At 36.6% G+C, this 19908-nt stretch carries 16 protein-coding genes and 1 riboswitch; of the genes, 11 read left to right on the forward strand and 5 right to left on the reverse strand.

The window, feature by feature from the left end; translation table 11 throughout:
* Positions 1-244: 244 nt before the first annotated feature.
* Positions 245-898 (forward strand): hypothetical protein, encoded by a 654-nt coding sequence (locus tag ACTBZY_RS22190; protein WP_463048582.1) that lies wholly within the window; start codon positions 245-247, stop codon positions 896-898.
* Here the strand turns inward: ACTBZY_RS22190 and dnaG are convergent.
* A complete protein-coding gene (gene dnaG / locus ACTBZY_RS22195; RefSeq protein WP_463048583.1) occupies positions 891-2879 on the reverse strand; it encodes a DNA primase in 1989 nt (662 codons plus the stop codon). The two genes, ACTBZY_RS22190 and dnaG, sit on opposite strands and share 8 nt — an antisense overlap.
* A gap of 117 nt (positions 2880-2996) precedes the next feature.
* Between dnaG and ACTBZY_RS22200 the strand changes: the two genes are divergently transcribed.
* Positions 2997-4367 carry a phosphatase PAP2 family protein gene (locus ACTBZY_RS22200; protein ID WP_463048584.1) on the forward strand — a complete coding sequence of 457 codons (1371 nt, stop codon included), beginning with the start codon at positions 2997-2999 and terminating at the stop codon, positions 4365-4367.
* On the opposite strand, the gene ACTBZY_RS22205 is transcribed toward ACTBZY_RS22200, so the two are convergent.
* A complete protein-coding gene (locus tag ACTBZY_RS22205; RefSeq protein WP_463048585.1) occupies positions 4351-4974 on the reverse strand; it encodes a hemerythrin domain-containing protein in 624 nt (207 codons plus the stop codon). The genes ACTBZY_RS22200 and ACTBZY_RS22205 overlap by 17 nt on opposite strands.
* A 65-nt stretch (positions 4975-5039) precedes the next feature.
* A complete protein-coding gene (locus tag ACTBZY_RS22210; RefSeq protein WP_463048586.1) occupies positions 5040-6974 on the reverse strand; it encodes a TonB-dependent receptor plug domain-containing protein in 1935 nt (644 codons plus the stop codon).
* An 80-nt stretch (positions 6975-7054) separates the two neighbouring features.
* Positions 7055-7254: riboswitch (cobalamin riboswitch) on the reverse strand.
* 102 nt (positions 7255-7356) lie between these two features.
* Between ACTBZY_RS22210 and ACTBZY_RS22215 the strand changes: the two genes are divergently transcribed.
* From ACTBZY_RS22215 to lon, 9 genes are all read left to right on the forward strand, one after another.
* Complete coding sequence (locus tag ACTBZY_RS22215) at positions 7357-9117, forward strand: phospho-sugar mutase (protein WP_463048587.1); 1761 nt, start codon at positions 7357-7359, stop codon at positions 9115-9117.
* Position 9118: 1 nt separating this feature from the next.
* Positions 9119-10270, forward strand: coding sequence for a sensor histidine kinase (locus ACTBZY_RS22220; protein WP_463048588.1), 1152 nt, complete (start codon positions 9119-9121; stop codon positions 10268-10270).
* On the forward strand, positions 10270-11019 hold the full coding sequence (locus tag ACTBZY_RS22225) for a LytR/AlgR family response regulator transcription factor (protein ID WP_463048589.1): 750 nt from the start codon (positions 10270-10272) through the stop codon (positions 11017-11019). Before ACTBZY_RS22220 ends, ACTBZY_RS22225 begins: the two co-directional genes overlap by 1 nt.
* A 162-nt stretch (positions 11020-11181) precedes the next feature.
* Positions 11182-11670 (forward strand): LytR/AlgR family response regulator transcription factor, encoded by a 489-nt coding sequence (locus tag ACTBZY_RS22230; RefSeq protein ID WP_463048590.1) that lies wholly within the window; start codon positions 11182-11184, stop codon positions 11668-11670.
* A 408-nt stretch (positions 11671-12078) separates the two neighbouring features.
* Positions 12079-12675, forward strand: coding sequence for an imidazole glycerol phosphate synthase subunit HisH (gene hisH, locus ACTBZY_RS22235; protein ID WP_463048591.1), 597 nt, complete (start codon positions 12079-12081; stop codon positions 12673-12675).
* A complete protein-coding gene (hisA, locus tag ACTBZY_RS22240; protein WP_463048592.1) occupies positions 12676-13416 on the forward strand; it encodes a 1-(5-phosphoribosyl)-5-[(5-phosphoribosylamino)methylideneamino]imidazole-4-carboxamide isomerase in 741 nt (246 codons plus the stop codon).
* Positions 13403-13852, forward strand: a complete 450-nt coding sequence (locus ACTBZY_RS22245; protein ID WP_463048593.1) for a GNAT family N-acetyltransferase — start codon at positions 13403-13405, stop codon at positions 13850-13852. Before hisA ends, ACTBZY_RS22245 begins: the two co-directional genes overlap by 14 nt.
* A 3-nt stretch (positions 13853-13855) precedes the next feature.
* Positions 13856-14614, forward strand: coding sequence for an imidazole glycerol phosphate synthase subunit HisF (gene hisF, locus ACTBZY_RS22250; RefSeq protein ID WP_463048594.1), 759 nt, complete (start codon positions 13856-13858; stop codon positions 14612-14614).
* A 139-nt stretch (positions 14615-14753) separates the two neighbouring features.
* Positions 14754-17228 carry an endopeptidase La gene (gene lon / locus ACTBZY_RS22255; RefSeq protein WP_463048595.1) on the forward strand — a complete coding sequence of 825 codons (2475 nt, stop codon included), beginning with the start codon at positions 14754-14756 and terminating at the stop codon, positions 17226-17228.
* An 81-nt stretch (positions 17229-17309) separates the two neighbouring features.
* Here lon and ACTBZY_RS22260 read toward each other — a convergent pair whose 3' ends face one another.
* Both ACTBZY_RS22260 and ACTBZY_RS22265 read right to left on the reverse strand, forming a co-directional pair.
* Entirely contained in the window at positions 17310-19367 is a 2058-nt protein-coding gene (locus ACTBZY_RS22260; RefSeq protein WP_463048596.1) for a carboxy terminal-processing peptidase, read from the reverse strand.
* Positions 19368-19405: 38 nt separating this feature from the next.
* On the reverse strand, positions 19406-19908 hold a 503-nt coding region (locus ACTBZY_RS22265), incomplete at its 5' end, for an FKBP-type peptidyl-prolyl cis-trans isomerase (protein ID WP_463048598.1).

Below are 19908 nucleotides of genomic sequence, written 5' to 3' on the forward strand. Positions count from 1 at the left end.
ATTTGTTAGATTTTTTATTGACACATTATCCATACCTTTTGCTGCGTCATTCATTAATTTTCGCAATATAATTTACTGCCTTCACGCTTTCAATATTCTCATAATTTTATAACGCATTATTTATCAAGAAAACGGAATATGAGAATTAATCGTTATCTAATATCAAGCTTCAGGTTTGGTTTTTTTAATTTTTTTAAAGCATATTGCTTTTTCAATTAATCGACCCTATACAATCTCGTTTTCTATGAATGATCTTTTAGCCAAAAGTAAAACAAGTGCCCTTTCTCTGATTGACAAAAATCGTATTCATTCTGAGCAGACATTGAGCTATCTGGATAAATACAATTTAAATACTTTTGGAGATCTGGATTGCGTCAATTCTAAATGCTACTTTGAAGGAATCGACAAAGACTTTTATTTACACTCAAAAGCTTATGAACTGGATTACGATCTAGAAAAAACATGGAATGGATACCTTAGTATTCCTCCAAACAAATCTTGGTGCGGAAGCAATCTCACCTTCTCTTTCGCCTACGACAATGACCCCAGAAAAGTATCTTATGCCGATGATAAGTATTCTGGCATGAAAGATAATCAACTGATTTTTATTGTAATAAGATTAGTATTTGGATTATTTAAACTTGCTGTCACCCATTACGTGAGTAAAGTTTCCCATGAGAATAAAACCGTAAAACTGTGTTATGTAGATGGCGGAAAATCATCGGGCTCGCAGATCATAAAGTTTGAAAAGATATCTGAAAACAAAACACGTGTGACGCATAATACGCACTATAAAAGCGACTCAAAGTTTAGGGATGAAAAGCTTTACCCATTTCTTCACGAAATGATCATTAATCAGTTTCATAAAAACGTGAAAAAATATTTAGATTCTAAATAACGGAGCCGAGCTGGTCAGCAAGTTTTTGAACCAGCTTTTTCACTTTCATAGCATCCAAAATAAGAGACTCCTGTTCATCGGCATCATCTGAATTTATCATTTTCTCTGTGATGGCCATGTACTCACCCTCAAAACGTTCCTTTTTAATTCTCAGAATATTCTTATAGCTGAGTTCATCAAGACGTTCTACATAGGGTGGCACAAAAATCTCGAACTTTTGCCAGCTCTCACTTAATTCGTATAAGGGAGAGAGCCAGTTTACGACTTGTTGCTGTATCTGCTCGTCGGGATGAGAGGTAAAAAAAGACGTCGATGGAAGTCTTCCAGCATCATATTCCGCTCTATATAATTCTAATATTTTATTGAGTTTGGCAGACTGAAACTTAGTATCACCAATCTCATGCAGCACGTAATCTGCCAAACAAACCTCCTCGCCCGATTCTAAATCCTTTTCAATCACCTCTGTACCATGACATACCAAATCTTTAACAAATAACTCTTCTTTAAAAGAAATAGCGGTGAGTATATTGGCTTGCTCGGCAACAGCGGTAGATGGGGACTCGTCTGGAGAGCCCATGAAAAAATCTGGAGGAGGAAAATCGTTCTCATCAATTGGAGGCGGAAGGCTGTTATTCCTACTTTTCTGAGCGTCATTACTCCTTTTCCTGCCGATTTTATTTCCTTCCGTAATAAGAATTTCTTCGTCAATCTGAAGTAATGCAGCCACCTCCTGATAAAAAACTGCCCTTTTTATGGCATCAGGAATCTTGGTGATAGTACCTACCAAATCGCTTATTAAACCTGCCTTAAGAACGGGGTCATTCCCTACTTTATCTAGACTTAATTCTGTCTTAAACCTGATAAAGTCTTTAGATGTTGTCTCTACATATTTCTTAAATTCCTCGTAGCCGACTTTTTGAACAAAGCTATCGGGATCTTCTCCATCTGGGAAAACCACAACCCTTACATTCATATCTTCCTCTAAAATGAGGTCTGTCCCTCTTAAAGAAGCGTTTATTCCAGCAGCATCTCCATCATAAAGTACGGTAATATTATTACTAAACCTCCTAATCAGCTGAATTTGCTCTTTGGTAAGAGATGTACCAGAAGAAGCTACCACATTCTCAATACCCGCCTGATTCAAGGAAACGACATCTGTATAACCCTCCACCAAATAACAGTTATCCTCCTGTCGAATGCTATTCTTTGCCGTATAAATACCATATACTATTCGGCTTTTATGATAGATATCAGTCTCTGGAGAATTGAGGTATTTAGGAGACTTGGGATTAACTTTTAAGATTCTAGCCCCAAAAGCTATCGGCTTGCCTGCTACATTATTAATAGGAAAAATTACACGTCCTCTAAACCTATCTATGGGGTCTTTATCTTCTCTAACAATGGTAAGACCAGCCTTTTCTAAAATAGAAAGTGTAAATCCATGCTTTATCGCATGATTTGTAAAACCATCCCAAGCTTCTAAACTGTAGCCCAGATTAAATTTGGCAATGGTGGCGTCATTATATCCACGCTCCTTAAAATAACTGTATCCTATGCTTTTTCCTTCAGAAGCGCTTAATTGATCCACATAATATTTCTGGGCGAACTCAGAAACTATAAAAAGACTATCTCGCTCGTTTTGAGCTAAAAGGTCTTCATCAGTATATTCTTTTTCCTGAATTTCAATACCATATCTTTTCGCCAACCACTTTAAAGCTTCTGGATAACTAAGCCCTTCTAAGTCCATTATAAAACGGACTGCGTCACCTCCTTTACCACATCCAAAACACTTATAAATCTGTTTTGTAGCAGATACAGAAAAAGAAGGGGTTTTCTCATTATGAAAAGGACAGCATGCTATCATATTGGCACCACGTTTCTTTAACGAAACGAAATCTCCAACGACATCCACCACATCTGTGGCTTGAAGAATCTGCTGTATAGTCTCCTGAGGAATCATACCCAAAATTAATGCTTCCAAAACTATTTAGACCATATCAAATCTATAAAGTTATTCGTATAGCACCAATTGAAGTCAGCTTTAGCTCAATTTGGCAAGGTTATTGAATTATTATAGGTGAATTAAAACGGTAGTCTAATGACTAAAATATTATCAATCCTTATCATAGGGCTGACAGCAGTGCTTACAATCTCCTGTAGCAAAGGCACAGACGAAGTAAACCCTACACAGGAAGAACTATCCACAGCGGTTTCTAAATATACAGCAGGAATCTTAAACGATTACGCAGGTTTACAATTAGAACTTATTAAAGCGACTCCAGGCTACGAAGGTCCTGTAGCCGCCAGGTCCATGGCATATTTAGCCCTAGCGGCATACGAAACCGCCGTATCTGGCATGCCAACAAACCAGAGCTTAAAGGCAAGCATTGAGGGCTTGGACAACTTACCAGAAATAGATAAAAGTCTGGAATACAACTGGCCACTTGCCATTAATTCCTCTCAACATACATTGATGAAAAACCTTTACGGAACCACCAGTGATGTTTATAAAACAAAAATGGATACGCTTAAAAAGAAATATGAGCAAATCTATAAAGTCGGTGTAGGAAGCGATGCCGTAGAAAGATCTATCAGATATGGAGCAGAGGTGGCTCAAGTCATTTGGACGCTATCTCAAAAAGACGGCGGCCATAAAGCATACGATAATAATTATCCTTTAAGTAATTCTGTTTTTAATTCGGCGGCATCTTGGAAACCTACAGGTGAGAAAACGAGACCGCTATTACCCAAATGGGGAGAAGTGAAAACCTTTACTTCGGCCAATAAATCACTCAAAGCCGCCGCACCAGAACCCTTTTCTTTTAAAGAACATTCTACCTTTTTTGATGAAGCTTATGAAGTTTATTTAACGTCTTCAAACTTAAATGATGCTCAAAAAGAAATAATGAATTTCTGGGAAATGCCTCCAAGCTCTGTAACGCAGGCTGGTAACCAGCTGGCCTTGGTGTCGAATCTTATTACAAAAGAGAACTACAAACTGGACCAAGCTCTCAAATTATACCTTAAGGTTACATTTGCCATGCACGAATCATACATCAGTTCTTGGAAAAGTAAGTTCAGCAATAATCTTATGAGACCTGTAACCTATATTAATCAGGCGATAGATCCACATTGGGTCGCTAGGCAAATAGAGAATGCGGTCCCAGACTATACCTCAGAACAGGCCGCCGTAGTATCGGCCGTGGCTACTATTCTTGCGAACGAATTTGGCGAAGTGTATACTTTTGAAATTACTTCTCAGCACAATAAAGCCTTAAAAAGAGCCTATAAAAACTTTACCAACTACGCAAAAGAAGCAGAAGTGTCACCTGTATATGCGGGTATACATTATAGAATGTCTGTTAAAAATGGTGCTAGCACTGGCAAGGAGATTGCTAATAATGTTTTAAAATTAGATTTAAAAGCCCCAATTTCTGACAGTACCACTGTTTCTATAATGCGGTACTAAGCTTTCTCTGTAAATCAAAAACCTTTGGAAGCAAGACTTCATCTTCAATGATGGCGTGCTTCTTTAGTTCAGTTTCAAACTGAGATATTTGATTTAGAAAAATACGGAACGGCATCGGTAATTCGCTTTGGCTTGAATGTTTAAAAAGGATCTCATTCACCTCTGAAAGTTCATCTTCAATGGCATCATGATTTTCTTCAAAATGCTGAAGCGTATTTTTAGCTAATACTTGTTTAATTTTTTCTTCCGAATTTTCTGGTTCTATCAGCTCCTCTATATAAGGAAAGAGTATGTCATCTTCCATCCTCATGTGTTTAACGAGCTTATTTTTATACCCACTAAAAAAGTAGGCTAGACTGGATAATACAACATGAGATTCGCTATATCTAGAAGTGATATGAAGTAGAGATTGCTCAATTTCCGGCAATTTCTTCTTCAAATAATATTGATGAGAAACTTTCAAGAAACTGAGCAATTCTTTTATGGAAAAGCCCTCCATCTGGGCTATGATATCCGATTTTTCAAAATACTCGTGGAGTACTTCCTTTTTTTGAACACCCGTTTTATAGAAAGAAAGCTGGTCTGAATAAAAACTTTGTGAAATCATAACGCTGTTATTTTTTTACAAATATCCCCAGCCTTTCAAACTATAAATATGACGGTGAATAGGTTTTAGTTATAATTTACCCCAAACCTAAAAGCAGCAGGTCTGGAATTGTAACCATATATCTCCGTATACTTTTTATTAAAAACGTTTGTTGCAGATGCAAAAACACTCCATTTTTTTGTAAACTGGTATCTAGCGTTAATATCAATTAAAGAATAAGAATCTAGCGTAACATCCACTGTTTGATAAAGCTCAGAATCAAAGAACCCATCAGTTCTTTCTCCTATAAACTGATAATCTACCCCAAGAGTCAATTTCTTAGTTACCGCTACACCTGCACCTAAATTTATGGCGTGTTTCGGAATCCTGTTCAAATTATACTTTTGCTCTTCTTTGGATAACATGCTGTTATAACCATCTAAATAGGTATAGTTGCCCGTAATATTCACTATACTTATTTTCTGACCAATAGACACTTCCAAACCACTCGTTTGCTGCTCGTCAATGTTGTTATATTGACCATAAGGTGGTTCCTGTAGACTTAAATAGGTGACCTTATTTTTGTTCTTTCGATCAAACCAAGCCAACTGTGCAGACGATCCTGTGCTGGTATTATTGACTTTTAAACCTATCTCCAAATTTCTTGAAGTTTCTGGCTTTAAATCTAAATTTCCGTATGGTGAGTAAAGCTGATAAAGTGTTGGATTTTTATAACTTGTAGCTAAAACTCCATAGACAGTCATTACTTCATTAGGCCTATAAAATGGATTCAGTGAGTATGAAAAATTGCTTTTATACTCCGAGTGAATGTTTAGTCTTCCACCAATCTCAATACCAAGTTTATCGTTTGCCGCAAGTTCCACCGCTGAATAAGCACTGAAATTATTAATGCTAGCGTCGTCATGTAATAAAGGGACGTCCTCAAACGGCCCATAAGAACTTACAGAATAGTAAGTCTGAGCAATACTTTGGGCTCGGTAGTCTATTCCTAGCAATACCTTAATATTGTCAGATGGAAATAACTGAGAATACAGATCAAAAAAGGAAGATTTACTTTCGTAAGTGGAAAAAGAGTATTTAGCAAAAGCGGAGGCAGGAACATCTGTGGAGTCATCTTCAAACTCTCGTTTAACATTAGAAGCGTTGATATTTAAATGAACTTGAAATTTCTCTTTAATCCAGTCTGCTCCAGTTCCTAATTGAAAGTTTTTTGAATCAAAAACATAATCCTTATCATCTACAAAGGCTCCTGCATCTAAATCGGCCGTGTAATTTGTTTGTCTAGCAAAGGCTCTAATATTAAAATCTCCAAACTTTTTAGACAGCTGAGCGTCAAAATTAGTTTTGTCAAAACCATCATTTTCGGGATCTGGCGAATCCGAATTAGCTGAAGAAAAACCGTCGCTTTTTATTTTAGTAAGGCCGATATTGTATCCAATGCCAGCCAACTCTCCTCTAGCTCCTACCCCCAAGTCTAGGGTATTGAAACTACTATAACTAAGTTTACCATAAAGAGATACTTTCTCTGTAGATTGTTTTTTGGATATGAAATTTATGACACCAGCCACAGCATCTGACCCATAAAGTGTGGACTGTCCGCCCTTTAAAATTTCTATCCTTTCAATATTTTGAAGATTGATAAGGTTTAGATCAAAGTTTCCTTCTGTAGATGAAGGGTCATAAAGCGGTGCTCCATCCATTAGAATAAGTGTTTTACCTGAACTGGCCCCTCTTAAAAAGATACTCTGAATACTTCCGAGCGTTTGGCCTGCACCTACTACATTTAGTCCCACTTGTTTTTGTAGTAAATCTGAAACAGACCAGCCAGCATGAGCTTTTATGAGAGAATCGTTTATTATGACCATTGACTTGGTCAATTGGGAGGTTTTCTGCGGCAACTTTGTAGTAGTCACAGTGATTTGTTCCAGCGTTTCCTGTGCCATCACAGAGCTAGAAATTAAGCATACGATAAGTACGCTTTTCTTTAAGAATTTAAACATTGATAAAAGTTTTGCTCAATCTATCGATTGAAATAAAAAATTGACTTCCGCTCATCAACAGCTATCTACCGTAGCAGTATTGAAAAGAATAATTTCAGGCAGGTCTCCTGGCTCGGGGTCACTTGATTTTTCCTTCCCAATACGCCATTTTGGTATCAGTGGATAGTGGTCTCAAGTATTGACTCCTTACAGTTGCGGTAACAGCTCATGCATTGAACATGATTCCCTATTAAGCGTCTTGAACTTTGGATTCAAAAGCACCAAAAACTGCCGCAAAACTACGCTAATTAATATCAATGCTCTCAATAAATTCTAAATGTTTTGTAATAGCAAAAACCCTTGTATATCTTGTTCATTATTTTCATTAAAACGCCAATTAGAAATGCTCGAAGAACTAAGTTTAGACAAAACCGCAGAAAAAAACATCAAAAAGTGGCTGAAAGGAAAGTATGACGACGAAACTAAGGCCACTATTCAAAAATGGATTGAAGAGAAAAACATCAATCAACTGACAGATTCTTTTTATAAGAATTTAGAATTTGGAACAGGTGGAATGCGAGGCGAAATTGGCGTAGGATCAAACAGGATGAATAAATATACTGTAGGTGCTGCCACTCAAGGATTAGCAAATTACCTCAACCAATGCTATCCTGAAGGTGATATTAAAGCCGCGATTGCTTTTGACAGTAGAAACTTTTCGCCTGAGTTTGCTCAAATAGCCGCCGACATATTTTCTGCAAACGGCATCACGGCATATCTCTTTCCAGAACTAAGACCTACGCCGCAGCTGTCTTTCACTGTGCGGGAGCTAGGCTGCCAAGCAGGATTGGTGATTACGGCTTCTCATAACCCAAGAGAGTATAACGGTTATAAAGTATACTGGAATGATGGCTCTCAAGTAGTGGCTCCACATGATAAGAGCATTGTGGAAGAAGTAAATAACATCACGACCGTTAGCAAAATTAAATTCCGAGGAGTAAAAAAACGCATTAAAATTATTAAACCTGCCTTAGACAAAAAATATCTTAAAGCCGTAAAAAGTATTAGCGTCTCTCCTGGCATTAACAGAAAACAATCTGACCTTAAAATTGTTTTCTCTTCTATCCATGGCACTGGAATTACCATGGTACCAGCGGCATTGAAACAACTGGGTTTTGAGAATGTCCACATTGTGGAAGAACAAGCAAAGCCTGATGGTAACTTTCCAACAGTAGTTTATCCAAACCCTGAGGAGCAAGAAGCCATGAGCCTATCCCTGAAAAAAGCGAAAGAAATAGATGCCGATTTGGTTATGGCAACTGACCCAGACGCTGATAGAGTAGGAATGGCTGTGAAAGACCCTAGCGGTGAATGGCAATTATTAAATGGTAATCAGGCAGCTAGCTTAATTATTTACTACTTACTAAAAGCATGGAAGAAAGCTAAAAAACTGACTGGAAATGAATTTGTGGCTAAAACCATAGTGACCACGGAACTAATTGATGCCATGGCTGCCAAGTCTGGCGTTAAATGCTATAACACCCTAACCGGATTTAAGTATATCGCTCAGGTTATAAGAGAGACTGAAGGTAAGGAAACGTTCATAGGCGGTGGTGAAGAGAGCTATGGTTATCTCATTGGAGACAAAGTAAGAGATAAAGACGCGGTAGCTTCTTGTGCTATTATAGCAGAGTTAACAGCTTATGCCAAACACAATGGCAACAGCTTATTTGACTTCCTTTCAGAAATGTATTTGCAATACGGGTTCTTCTACGAAGGTCTTATTTCCGTTACAAAAAAAGGTAAATCTGGAGCTGAAGAAATCCAGCAAATGATGGCTGATTTTAGAACTAATCCTCCGAAAGAATTAGCTGGTTCTCCAGTTATCAGGATGGATGATTATAAAGCTTTAACCAGAACTAATTTTGTAACCAAAGGAATTGAAAATATACAAACGGGTCTTGGAATTGAGAGCTCTAATGTACTTCAATTCTTTACAGAAGATGGCACTAAATTTACCTGTAGGCCGTCTGGAACGGAGCCCAAAATTAAATTTTATGTGGGCGTAAGAACAGAGCTAAAGCGTAAAGAACTTTATAATGAAACGCTTGAGTCCTTAAAAAAGAAAGTCAACGACATTAAAGAAGAACTTTCTCTAAACTAAAATGACTAAATGGCTTCTTAGTATTTTCTTTTTATGGCCTTGTGTAAAATTGGTCGCACAGGAATCTAAGAAGCCTCCTAGTTTTTATATTGCAAAAATAGAAATATCAGGAGAAGCAGTTTTTCTGGACTCTATCCTCAATACCGATTATTACCACAACAACCTAAAAGTTATTTTTCAGGATAACAACCTTAATTCAGACTGGAAATATCGTCTTTTTAATATGGAGGTGGTCAGTGCCCAAAGCACGGAATGGAAAGCCATCAAGGAATCTGAAGTCAACATTCTCAACCTTTATCCTGGAAAATATGAATTTCAAATATCAAAACTATCTGATGGTATCCTTAAAAAGGAAATGAGTCTTAAAATCATTGTTGACAAGCCGTGGTACAGAACTTGGTGGTTTTGGGCTTTAGGATTCTTTTGCGTTTTTGCTATTTTATATAGTCGAGAAAAAGCCATTAAGAGTCAAGAAGAGGAAGAACAGGAACAGCAAAAAAGAATTATTGAACTAGAATTAAGGACACTACAGCTACAAATGAATCCTCATTTCATATTTAACGCACTGAATTCTATTCAGAGTTATATTATGAAAAAAAACACTTTTCTAGCCAACGACTACTTGACAAAATTTGCTCTTCTTATTAGGATGTTTTTAGACTCCTCTAGAAACAAATATATAACCATTTCTGAAGAGCTTCATCTTCTCCAACTTTATATAGAAATGGAGAAACTTAGATTCGAGAATAGTTTCGAGTATCATATTTATGTAGACCCCGATTTAGATAAACTTATAGAAATACCGACCATGGTGCTTCAGCCCTTTGTAGAAAATAGTATCAATCATGGACTTAGATATAAGAAAAAAAAGGGTACCTTAGAAATACGCTTTGAAGAGTCTGAAAATATCATTACCTGTACCATAAAAGACGATGGCGTGGGAAGAAAAAGATCCAAAGAAATACAAACGACATCAAGAAAAGGCTATATTTCTCAAGGCCTAAAAATTACAGAAGAGCGTTTGGAAACCTACAACAGAATTAATGAAACGAATATTGAATTTTCATTAAACGACGTAGAAATACCAGATGGATTAACAGATATAGACCTCGGCACAATAGTTACTATAAGATTTCCTAAAACAATGGAATAATGCACACTTGCGTACTTATTGATGATGAAAACAGGAGCTTAGACACCTTAAAAACTATTATTGATAATTACCTTGAAGATAATTTAAAGATTCTAGGCACTGCCAATTCTGCAGAAGAAGGATTTAAACTCATTTCTGAAACCAATCCACAAATAGTTTTTCTAGATATAGAAATGCCTCATAATACTGGCTTTGATATGCTAGAAATGTTTAACGAAACCAATTTCGAAGTCATTTTCACAACTGGTTTTGACCAATACGCCATTACAGCCATAAAATTTAACGCACTAGACTATCTTTTAAAGCCTATAAACATCACAGAGTTACAGATGGCTGTAAAAAAAGCCATTGAAAGAATTAATACCATCTCCAGTGCCAGTCAAATTCAAAATTTACTGAGCAACATGAAAACACCTAAAGACCTTACCAATAAAATCCCTTTGCCTATAACTAACGGTCTTGAACTGGTACAGGTAGGTCACATTATACATTGCGAAGCAGCCCAGGACTACACTATAGTTTCTTTGGTTGACAAAAGAACCGTTTTAGTTTCTAAAAGCATCAAGTATTTTGAAGAATTATTAAGCGAGTATAACTTCTTTCGAATCCATCATTCCCATCTTATAAATAAAATATATATAAAGAAATACATTAGAGGAGATGGTGGGCTTATCCTTACAGATTCGGGAAAAGAACTACCGGTATCTCGAAGAAAAAAAGCCGAATTTCTGGAATGGCTTAGTACTTAAAAAAACAAAAAGGCAAATAAGTCCACCACTTATTGTTCAGACACTACCAGTTATCGAATCACCCTTGATTTAGTCGATGTTCCGCAATATATTGGAGACGTATTATAAAAACACGTCTCACAAACTTGAAGATTAAAAGTTCAGGAAATAAATTGCTACCTAATGAATAGGCTCTTACAAATAAAAAAAATTTCACCGACAACAAGCAAAAGTACTAATCCTCTAAATACTAAGGATAAAGGTACTTTATCATCACAGAATGATATGCATATAAGAGTGGCTGGTCGTAAAAAAATCGTCAATCTTAACGACATTATCTATTTGCAAAGTGCTAAAAACTATACGGTTTTTAGGCTAAAAAATGGAAATGAAATAATTAGTAGTAAAACGCTAAGAATTTTCGAAGAAGAATTAGAAAATGTGGTAAACTTTGTAAGACCACACCGATCATTTATGGTAAATTTTGATCATGTAAAAGATTTAAGATTTAACTGTCGAGGAGGAGAAATATACTTGAAAGACGAAGTCATAGAAATATCAAGAAGAAAGGCTGCGGATTTCAGAAAACAATATAGGAGATTTTTATCTGCCAGCGGTTTAAATGCAGGCTCTACTATAAGAATGAAAACGAAGAGAAAGATCTCCGTTTAAAAAATCATTAAAGACAATTTTTACTTTTTGGGTTACGAATAATGAAGTACTGTATAATTCAGTACTTTATTTTTTTATAATAGTAAAAACTTATTGAGTGGCATTACCAGCTGAAAAACAGTGATTCCACAACCATTTTTCATATCTATCAAAGCCGCTTTAATACGCTTATTTAGGGGAAATCATTGCTATATTCAATTCATTCGCTTATTTTCGTAGTCTAATTTAGAATTTAACTAATAGTTTATAAAGATTTTTTTCCTGACAAATTTAGCGAACAAATAGACCCGACAGCTTGTTGGGTTTTATTTTGTCAGAGGAAGTTTTTTTTATATTATTCCAAGAAGCTCGTTGGTCTAATTGTCTATTGCTATAGATTCCTCTAATTTTGAATATCTCAGAAAAAATATGTCAGAAGTAAGTATCATTAAATACAATGCTGGAAATGTTATGTCTGTAATGTACGCCCTTGATAGAATAGGAGTATCTTACAGATTGACAGACAACCCAGAAGAACTTTCCTCAGCAGAAAGAATTATCTTTCCTGGTGTAGGCGAAGCGTCAACGGCTATGAAAAGTTTAGTTGACAATGGATTAGACAAACTAATACCTACACTTAAACAACCATTCTTAGGAACATGCGTGGGCATGCAACTACTCTGCAACTACTCAGAAGAAGGAGACACTAACTGTCTTGGAGTTTTTGAAATAGACATTATTAAGTTCCCTAAAAAAGAGCATCATAAAATTCCCCAAACCGGCTGGAATAATATTTTTGATTTTAAATCTGAATTGCTTTCTGGCATAGAAGAGCATAAACATGTTTACTACAATCACTCTTTTTATGCTCCTTTATGTAAAGATACGGTAGCTACTACTGACTATATTTTGCCTTACTCTGCCATTTTACAAAAGGATAACTTTTATGCCTGTCAATTTCACTCTGAAATAAGTGGAGATGTAGGTGAGCAGATTTTTCGAAATTTTTTAAACATAAAGAAATAAATGTTTCAGATAATTCCTGCCATTGATATTATAGATGCCAAGTGTGTCAGACTGACCAAAGGAGATTATGGCACAAAAAAAATATATAACGAGAATCCTTTAGAAGTAGCCAAAGAATTTGAAGACAATGGCATTACCCGCTTGCATCTTGTAGACCTAGACGGAGCTAAACTAAAGAAAGTTGTTAACTATAAAGTTCTAGATCAAATAGCCACTCATACCAAGCTAACCATTGATTTTGGTGGCGGGGTGCAGTCAGACGCTGACCTAAAAATGGTTTTTGATTATGGAGCAGCTCAAGTTACTGGAGGCAGCATTGCAGTTAAAGACCCCGACTTGTTTAGCTCTTGGTTAGAAACTTATGGAGGAGATAAGATTATTCTTGGTGCTGACGCTAAAAACGAAAAAATAGCCATAAGTGGTTGGGAAGAAGACACACAGATGGATATATATAAATTTGTTAAAAGCTATATCTCTTTAGGTGCGAAATACATTATAAGTACAGATGTAGATAAGGATGGTCTTTTGGAAGGACCTTCCTACCAACTATACAAGAACCTTAAACAGCAATTTTCTGAGACTCTTATAATTGCTAGTGGTGGTGTTGCAAATTTCGATGACATTGAAAAACTAGCAGCTCAAAACCTGTATGGAGTCATCGTTGGTAAAGCCATCTATGAAAACCGTATTTCGCTCGCCCAGATTAAGTCTTTTATTCTTCGAAAACATGATACAGTTTGAAAAAAGGAAGAATGATTTATTGTTAAGTAGCCAAAAAGACTTGCTTGATATTGATTTAATTCATGACTTTCTAAGCAAATCCTACTGGTCGTCAGAAATTCCTAAAAAAACTGTTTTAAAAGGGATAGAAAACAGTCTTTCTTTAGGATTATACAAATCTGAGATGCAGATTGGATTCTGCAGAATAATAACTGATTATACAACGTTTGCATATTTAGCAGACGTATTTATACTTGAATCTGAAAGAGGGAAAAGATACGCCAGATGGATGATGGAAAGCATTTTGGAAATTCCAGAATTAAAGGGATTAAGAAGATGGTTACTGGCCACTAAAGACGCCCACAAACTTTATCATAAAGTGGGTTGGAATGAGGTTGAACATCCTGATTTCTTCATGGAAATAGTTAACAAAAACGTCTATAAAAACAAAGATTAGAAGATGCTCACCAAAAGAATAATACCTTGTTTAGATATTAAAGAAGGACGCACCGTTAAAGGAACTAACTTCGTAAACCTAAGGGATGCTGGAGACGCAGTGGAACTGGCAGATATGTATGCCAAAAGCGGTGCTGACGAACTTGTTTTTTTAGATATTACCGCCACTGTAGACGGAAGAAAAACGCTTTTAGACTTGGTAAAAAAAGTGGCACATACTATCAACATCCCATTTACTGTAGGCGGTGGTATTAGCTCAGTGGCCGATGTTTCTGCACTTCTTAATGCTGGTGCAGATAAAATTTCTATAAATTCTTCCGCTGTAAAAAACCCTACGCTTATCGGAGAATTGGCACAGGAATTTGGTTCTCAGTGTATCGTTGTGGCTATTGACACAAGACATGTAGATAAAACCAGAAATGTGGTTCACACTCATGGTGGCAGAACTCCTACAGACCTTGAAACCATTTCGTGGGCTAAAGAGGTGGAAGAAAGAGGGGCAGGAGAAATACTTTTAACCTCAATGGATGCAGATGGCACAAAAGATGGTTTTGCCATAGCACTGACTTCTACTATTTCTAGAAATGCAGGAATCCCCATAATAGCATCTGGAGGTGCGGGTAATATGGAACACTTCTACGACGTTTTTACAGCAGGATATGCGGATGCCGGCCTAGCCGCCTCCATTTTTCACTTTAAGGAAATTGGGATTCCAGAACTTAAATCATATTTAGATACTAAAGGTATATCTATGAGGCTTTAAGTATGACAAAATAGCCGATACATATAGCTTGGCATTAAGCTTGACCTTTTAAGAGTCCATAAGATATTTGAATATCAATTGCTTTTTTGTACATTAATTAATGACAGAGTGGCATGTGAGGCATAAGAAAAATTACTGAATGAATAAAGATTTTGAACTATTGGAACAATTTGCCAATCGTGATACGGATTTGGAAAACGTAGAGATGATTGAGATAGCTTCACCAGACGAAGTGATGGAAAGTGATGAAAACCTTCCAGAGAACCTGCCTTTATTACCCTTAAGAAATACCGTACTGTTTCCTGGCATTGTTATTCCAGTTACAGTTACTCGAACAAAGGCCATAAGGCTTGTAAAAAAAGCATATAGGGGGGATAGAACCCTCGGGATAGTATCTCAAGTTAAACAAACCAAAGATGAGCCTACCGGAGACGATCTTTATAAAATCGGCACAGTAGGAAATATCCTTAAAATGATAGTGTTGCCAGATGGCAATGTGACCATTATAGTACAAGGACGAAGAAGGTTTAAGATTACAGAAATCCTAAAGACCAATCCGTTCTTAACAGCCTCTGTTGAATATATAACTGACACATTTCCGAATGCTAAAAAGAAAGAGACCAAGGCATTGATCTCTACTTTGAAAGATACTGCAGCCAACATCCTAAATCTTAATCCAGAGATTCCTAGAGATGCCCAAATGGCTATTAATAATATAGAATCGCCTATCTTTTTAACTCACTTCTTATCTTCAAATCTAAATATTAGTATTGCTGAAAAGCAGCTTCTATTAGAAACATATGATGGCGGAGAGCAAGCTCATAAACTTTTAGAGCACATGCTCAAAGAAGTAGAAGTTCTTGAAATAAAGAAAGACATTCAATCAAAGGCTAGTTCAGATATAGACCAACAGCAGCGGGAGTATTATTTAAGACAACAAATAAAAGTACTTCAGGAAGAACTAGGTTCGGATTCTCCCGATCAGGAGATTGAAAGACTTAGAATGAAAGGAGCCAAGAAAAAATGGCGTCCAGAAATCAACGAGCATTTTAATAAAGAACTTAATAAAATTCAAAGGCTAAACTCCATGGCTCCAGAATATAGCATGTCTGTAGGATATGCTGAACTTCTAGCAGACTTGCCTTGGAATGAAACAAGTGGAGACAACTTTAACCTTAAAAGAGCGTCTAAAATTCTTGATGATGACCATTATGGACTAAAGAAAGTTAAAGAGCGTATTATTGAATACTTAGCTGTATTGAAGTTAAGAAATGACATGAAGGCTCCTATTCTTTGTTTTTATGGCCCTCCTGGTGTTGGAAAAACCTCTTTGGGTAAATCTATAGCAAAAGCACTTGGGAGAGAATACGTAAGAATGGCACTCGGTGGTATTCATGACGAATCAGAGATTAGAGGACATAGAAAGACTTATATCGGAGCTATGCCTGGTAAAGTCATTCAGAACATCAATAAAGCGAAAAAATCAAATCCGGTTTTTGTTTTAGATGAAATTGATAAAATTTCCAGGGACCACAGAGGTGACCCTTCCAGTGCATTATTAGAAGTATTAGATCCTGAGCAAAACAGTGCTTTCAAAGACAACTATCTAGAAGTAGATTTCGATCTTTCTAAGGTGTTATTCATTGCCACAGCCAATTCTCTTGACACCATTCAGTCTGCTTTGAGAGACCGAATGGAAATCATTGAATTAACCGGTTATACAGTCGCAGAAAAGGTAGAAATAGCTAAGAGACATTTACTTCCTAAGCAGTTAGAAGAGCATGGCTTAACGTCAAAAGATTTGAAGCTCAATAAAGATGCTTTTGTAACACTAGTAGAAGGTTATACTAGAGAGTCGGGTGTAAGAGCCTTGGAGCAGAAAGTTGGAACGGTAGTTAGAAAAATAGCTAAAGCCATAGCTCTGGATGAAGAATACAAAACCAACTTAAAAGGTGACGACATCATTGAGCTACTAGGACAGCCTATTTTTGACACAGACCTCTACGAAGGAAACGAAATGGCGGGTGTAGTAACAGGTTTGGCTTGGACTCCGGTAGGTGGAGACATTTTATTCATAGAATCCAATTTAAGCCGAGGTAAAGGAACGCTAACCCTTTCTGGTCAGCTAGGTGATGTCATGAAGGAATCTGCTATGACAGCCCTGTCTTATCTTAAGGCTAACTCTGAAGAACTTAAAATAGATTACAGAACTTTCCAACATTACGACCTGCACATACATGTCCCTCAAGGTGCAGTTCCTAAAGACGGGCCTTCTGCTGGAATTACGATTTTAACGTCAATGGCTTCCATTTTTACGCAAAGGAAAATAAAAAATAACTTAGCCATGACGGGAGAAATTACCCTTAGAGGCAAAGTGCTTCCTGTGGGTGGTATTAAGGAAAAAATCTTAGCGGCCAAAAGAGCCAATATTAAGGAGATAATACTTTGTTATAAAAACAGAAAGGATGTAGAAGAAATTGGTGAGGAATATACTACAGGTCTAACTTTCCATTATGTAGACATCGTGGATGATGTTCTAGAAATAGCTCTGTTAAAAACCAAAGTTAAAAATCCAATCCATTTTATATTACCTGCCGAAAAGCAAGACAAGTAATTTTAGCAAAAGATTAAAACAAAAAAATAGACTTCCCATTTAATGAGAAGTCTATTTTTTTTAATCGGATTAGGCTATCTTTTATTCTTGAAAAGCTATCAAATCCATTAGGATTTTTTGTGCCTCCACAAGGTATAGATCATTCGATCTGTCGTCGCCTTCTTTCGTTTTTCTTAATTTCTTGATGGCCGAAATCACTTCTTCGTTATCTGTCTTTTCTTTGAGCCTTACTTCATAATTAAGGGAATACTCTTTTATTTCTCTTTGCCTTTTATAAATCTCTATATCCTCTATAAGAAGTTTCATATCTTCATCATTTGCCAGCCTACTATTATATTTCTCCAACACCGCTGCCAAGACCTTATTCGTTATCACGTTCTGATTCATAAATGTAGAACTCGAAATCTGATCATATGGAAGAGCACTTTCCATGCTACTTTCACCCATTTCATCAGCGTTCCATGGAGTTGGTAAGGCGATGTCTGGAACAACCCCCTTGTTTTGGGTGCTATTTCCAGTAATTCTATAGAATTTCTCCGTAGTTAATTTTAACTGCCCATATCGTTCCTCTTCCTCTAGACCGTTAGTAGAAGCACCTTTTCTAGAAGCTACTTTTGGCGATAATAAAAATTGATCAAGATTTACCAATTGCTGTACAGTTCCTTTTCCGAAAGATTGCTCTCCCACAATCAAACCTCTATTATAGTCTTGAATAGCACCTGCAAAAATCTCAGATGCCGAAGCAGAGCCTCTGTTTTGGAGGACAAGTAATGGTCCAGCATAAGAGACCGCTGAATTTTTATCTTCTTCCACATCTATGCGTCCTCTACCGGTTCTTCTCTGCACTACTGGACCATTCGTGATAAAAAGTCCTGTGAGCTCAATAGCCTCTGTTAATGAACCTCCTCCATTATTTCTAAGGTCAATAATAACACCATCTAACCCTTCTTTGTTAAAGTCATGAAGAAAAGCATCTACATCCTTTGTGGTACTCTGAAAATCAGACCCGCTTCTTGCTCCATCAAAATCTCTATAAAACATAGGGATATCAATGAGTCCCATTTTAAATTTCTTGCCATTCTGTTCTAGCTCTAGAATTTCAGAAGAAGCCACAGCCTCTTCCAATTTAATTTTATCTCTTACTATTCTTACCTCTCTAGGTTCAGAGTTTACAGGAGCATTCTTGGCTTTTAAGAGCAATCTTACGACAGTTCCTTTTTTCCCTCTGATAAGATTTACGGCGTCGTCTGTTAACCAACCTACGATATCCTGAAAGTCACCATCATCTCCTTGTGCCACTGCAAGTATGTAATCATCCTTATTAGACTCTTGAGTTTTAAATAACGGTCCTCCAGGAATGATATCCATTATCATGACATAATCATCACTATTTTGAAGTCTCGCTCCAATTCCTTCTAAAGACTGGCTCATATCAATGTTAAACTGGGCAGCAGTACTTGGAATCATATAACTCGTATGAGGGTCAATAACTCTTGTAAAAGAATTCATGTAGGTCTGGAAAACGTCTTCTGACCTCCATTTACCTACTCTAGACTCATATCTTTCAAACCTCTTCTTAAGCGTACTTACTATCGCATTATCAGAACTACCACTCAATTTTAAGCTCAAAGCCTGACTTGTAATGATCTTGTCCCATTCCGCATTCAATTCCTCTTTAGAAGAGGCCCAGGTTTTGCCTTCTTCGTCTACATTATAAGTAGCGTTTGATGTAAAGTCAAAAGGTTTATCTAGGTAAGTCATCACATAGTCAAACCGCTCTTTATATACTTTCCTATAGCTATTAAATACCGTAAATGGAATATCAAGATCACCAGATAGAAGTGCATCATCAATGAGGTATCTATATTTCTCAAATTCATCAATCTCTGACTGTGTAAAGTAAGAATGTCCACCATCTATACTTTCAATCATGTTATCAAAAACCTTAGAAGACAATTCATCGTCTACCTTAAATTTCTGATAGTGGTAATTATTTAAAAATTGTGTAACAAACTGCTCTACCTTATGCTGCGTTTCAGAAGGTGTTAAATCTTCATATCCATATTTATGGGAAGTTTCTTGACCAAAAACAAAAGCACCTAAAAGAAGCACTCCGCATGTTAAAAAAATCTTTTTCATTCTTTTTCTTAATAGGTTGAATAAGAAAACATCATCTCTTATTTAATAATTTCTAATAACTCCACTTCAAAAATCAAAGCAGAATTAGGGCCAATTTTTCCTTGCCCTCTTGGACCATAAGCTAAATCCGAAGGAATAAATAGTTTCCATTTAGAGCCTTCTGGCATTAATTGTAGTCCTTCTACCCATCCTTGTATGACCTGAGTCACACCAAATGTAGCAGGAGAACCTCTCTCCACCGAACTATCAAAGACCGTACCGTCAATAAGCGTTCCGTGATAGTGTACTTTGACCTTTTCCGTACTTAAAGGTTTCATGCCTACTCCTGCAGTAATAATCTCATACTGGAGCCCGCTAGGTGTAGTAACCACTCCTGCCCTAGCTTTATTTTTTTCTAAAAAGGAATTTCCACTTGCTAAGTTTTCATTTCCAATTTTAGAAGCGGCGTTTTGAAAATAATTCTGAATAAATGCACCGCAATCTGGAGATGGTATCATTAATTCATTTGATTTCAACACATCCTCTATCGCTTTTGATAAGA

The sequence above is a fragment of the Arcticibacterium sp. genome (genome assembly GCF_055134445.1).